This is a genomic window from Sphingomonas segetis, from assembly GCF_009720245.1.
Lineage (GTDB): Bacteria > Pseudomonadota > Alphaproteobacteria > Sphingomonadales > Sphingomonadaceae > Sphingomicrobium > Sphingomicrobium segetis.
The window spans coordinates 1-3,039 of sequence record NZ_WJSQ01000220.1 but is presented as its reverse complement, the minus strand read 5'-3'; the positions used below and the strand labels follow the sequence as shown (position 1 = coordinate 3,039).

The 3,039-nt window shown below is 68.2% G+C and carries 3 protein-coding genes; 2 read left to right on the top strand and 1 reads right to left on the bottom strand.

Annotated features, from left to right (window positions below):
* Nucleotides 1–887: Rossmann-fold NAD(P)-binding domain-containing protein (locus tag GH737_RS13945; RefSeq protein WP_476749620.1), on the bottom strand; the 887-nt coding region annotated here is incomplete at its 3' end.
* A gap of 217 nt (nucleotides 888–1,104) precedes the next feature.
* Between GH737_RS13945 and GH737_RS13940 the strand changes: the two genes are divergently transcribed.
* Together GH737_RS13940 and GH737_RS13935 are read left to right on the top strand one after the other, a co-directional pair.
* A complete protein-coding gene (locus tag GH737_RS13940; RefSeq protein WP_155265386.1) occupies nucleotides 1,105–2,181 on the top strand; it encodes a mannose-1-phosphate guanylyltransferase/mannose-6-phosphate isomerase in 1,077 nt (358 codons plus the stop codon).
* Nucleotides 2,182–2,280: 99 nt separating this feature from the next.
* Nucleotides 2,281–3,039: outer membrane protein (locus GH737_RS13935; protein ID WP_155265385.1), on the top strand; the 759-nt coding region annotated here is incomplete at its 3' end.

The following is a 3,039-nucleotide window of genomic DNA, read 5'->3' as shown; positions in this document are numbered from 1 at the left end:
AGCATCGCCGGGGCAAGCAGCACCAGGCTGGCGCCCGCGATGGCGAGGTCCATCACCCGCTTCACCGCGCGGCTGTGGAGCGGGAGCGGGCCGCAGCCGACCAGCAGCGCCGGGGTCGATCCGTGGCGCCTCAGCCCGATCGCGGGCACCGCGGCGAGCTCGGGGGCGAGGATCTCGACGTCGACATTGGCGCCGGCGAGCGCGCGGGTCCACGCCTCGCGCCGTTCGGGCGGGCAGGCGACGATCGCACGCTCGGCCTTGTCGAGCACCCGCGCCAGCCGGTCGAGCGCCGCGGGGTCGTCGGGGGCGGGTTTGAGCCCTTCCTTTGCCGCGTCGACTACCGTCTCTTCGCCCGCTGGCGCCGCGTCCACCCCGTCGAGGATCAGCACTTCCCTTCGGAAGCTCCGGCCGTAGCGCCTGCAGATTGCCCCGCCGAGCGCCAGCCGGGCGCCGGTGACGAGCGCGAGCGAGAAGACGCTTCCGATTCCGAACACGAGGCGCGAGAAATCCTCGCCGACTTTGAGGGAGAAGAAGATTGCGGTCGCGACCGCGAACGCGAACAGCAACGAACGCACCGCCGAGGCCGCGCTGTGGCGTGGGCTTTTGAGCGCCGGGATCGAAAACGCGTCTCCGTTGAGGGCGATCGCGAGGTAAGTCGGGAACAGCACGAGGAAAGTGCTCAGCCCATAGCCCTCATACCGGCCGAAGCGGGCGGCGTCGGCGAGGAGGAAGGCGCACGCCATCGCCACGGCATCGACGGCCAGGATTGTCGCGTAGAGCCTGAGGCGCAGCCGCTGGAAGTCGGCGACGCGGTGCGCGCGGTGGCGCGGCGCGAGCGAGCGCTCTCCCTCCAACTGCCGCGCAAGACCGAGGCTTGCCCTGTTCATCCGACCCCCGAACGAAAAGCTTGCGTCAAAAACCGCCGATTAGCAAATATTTAACGAAGGTCCGAGAGCGCTCCACCGCCGCGCCCCAACCTGGGACAGCGACTCCGCCCACGGCTGCGATTGGAGGCGGTGCGGCAAGCTCCGATTGCGCCGGCCTCTTCGCCGCGCCAAGGGAGCGTCATGCCGCGCCCAACCACTGAACGAGAACCGCCACGCCATGTCGCCTGAAGTGCGCCCGGTGATCCTGTCCGGCGGCTCCGGAACGCGGCTGTGGCCCTTGTCGCGCCCGCTTCGTCCCAAGCAGCTGCTGCCGATCGGCGGTGCCGGCACCATGCTCCAGGAAACGCTGGCGCGCGCGCAGCATCCGATGTTCGGCGATCCCGTCATCATCGCCGGAGAGGAGCACCGGTCGCTCATCGAGGAGCAGGTCGAAGCGATGGGCGCGGCCGCCGCGGCGATCATCCTCGAGCCGCAGGGGCGCAATACCGCCCCGGCGATCGCCCTTGCGGCCTATTGCTCGGATCCCGCCGCGGACGAGATCCTGCTGGTGATGCCGTCGGACCACGTCATCCGCGACCCGCAGGAGTTCCGCGACAGGGTCGCCGCGGCGCTGCCGGCCGCCGAGGCTGGCGCGCTCGTCACCTTCGGCATCGAGCCGACCCGGCCTGAGACAGGCTACGGCTATATCGAAGCCGGTGACGCGGTGGAGGGAACCCCCGCGGTCCGCAAGGTGAAGCGCTTCGTCGAAAAGCCGGACCTCGCGACGGCACAAGCCTTTTGCGCGAGCGGCAGCCACTTCTGGAACGCGGGCATCTTCCTCTTCCGCTCGTCCGCATTCCTCGACCAGCTGCGCAAGTTCGCTCCGGAGATCGACGCGCATTGCAAAGCAGCAATCGCGGGGAAGTCGGTTGACGGCCCGTTCGTCCGCCCGGCGGCGGAGCCGTTCCTTTCCTGTCCCGCAATCTCGGTCGACTACGCGGTGCTCGAAAGGACCGACCGCGCCTGCGTGGTTCCCGTCGCCATGCGATGGTCCGACGTCGGCTCGTGGGATGCGCTGTGGGACATCGCGGCCAAGGACGAGCGCGGGAATGCGATCCACGGCAAGGTCATCGCGATCGATGCCGATGGGTGCCTGCTGCGCGGCGAAGACGGCATCACCGTCGCTGCGCTCGGGGTCGAAAATCTCGTGGTGGTGGCGACGCGGGACGCGGTTCTCGTCGTGCCCCGGGACCGCGCACAGGATACGAAGTTGCTCGTCGAGAAGCTCGAGGAGCTCGGCCGCACGAAAACGTGACCTGGCCCGCCTAACCTTCGTTACCTCGACGGCGATTCATTTTTCATTTAGAATGCAGGGCATTGTTCCCGGTGGGGCCGGGCAACGGGGGATAAATCGATGATGCGATATCTGCTTGCCGGAGCGGCGCTTGCCGCCCTCGCCTCGCCCGCCGCGGCGCGCGACCATTCGGCCTATGTCGGGCTCGAGATCGGCCCGATGTTCGCGCAAAACTCGACCGTCAGCGCGGGCGGTGACCGCCTGTTCGAGATCGACTACAAGCTCGGCGTCGATGGCGACCTCATCGCCGGATATGATTTCGGGTTGATCCGCGCCGAGGTCGAGGCGAGCCACAAATGGGCAAAGCACAGCGGCTACGACATCGACGGCGACGGCTCCGTCGACGGGCACGGCCACACCAGTGGCTTTACCGACATGGGCAACATCCTGCTCGACTTCGGCAAAAACGACACCGTCAACTTCTACGTCGGTGGCGGCGCCGGGCTGGCCTGGCTCAACGAGCGCTCGATCGTTCGCGCAAGCGGCGGCGGCGAGCCGATCATCTTCGAATCGCACATCAAGTCCAAGGGCCACTTCGCATGGCAGGGCATCGCCGGCGTGCGCGCGCCGGTGTTCCGCTATTTCGACGTCGGGCTGAAGTACCGCTATTTCAACGCCGGCCATTTCAGCGACAACGGCCAGCGCGGCGAGTTCCGCTCGCACAGCGTGCTTGCCAGCCTGATCTACAATTTCGGGCCGGAGCGCGTAGCCGCGCCACCACCGCCTCCGCCGCCTCCACCGCCGCCGCTTCCACCGCCGGCGACCCAGACATGCCCGGACGGATCGGTCGTGCTGGCGACCGACGCCTGCCCGATGCCG

Coding starts and splice junctions, on each gene's coding strand:
- GH737_RS13940 (WP_155265386.1), top strand. CDS start 1,105: ATGTCGCCTGAAGTGCGCCCGGTGATCCTGTCCGGCGGCTCCGGAACG.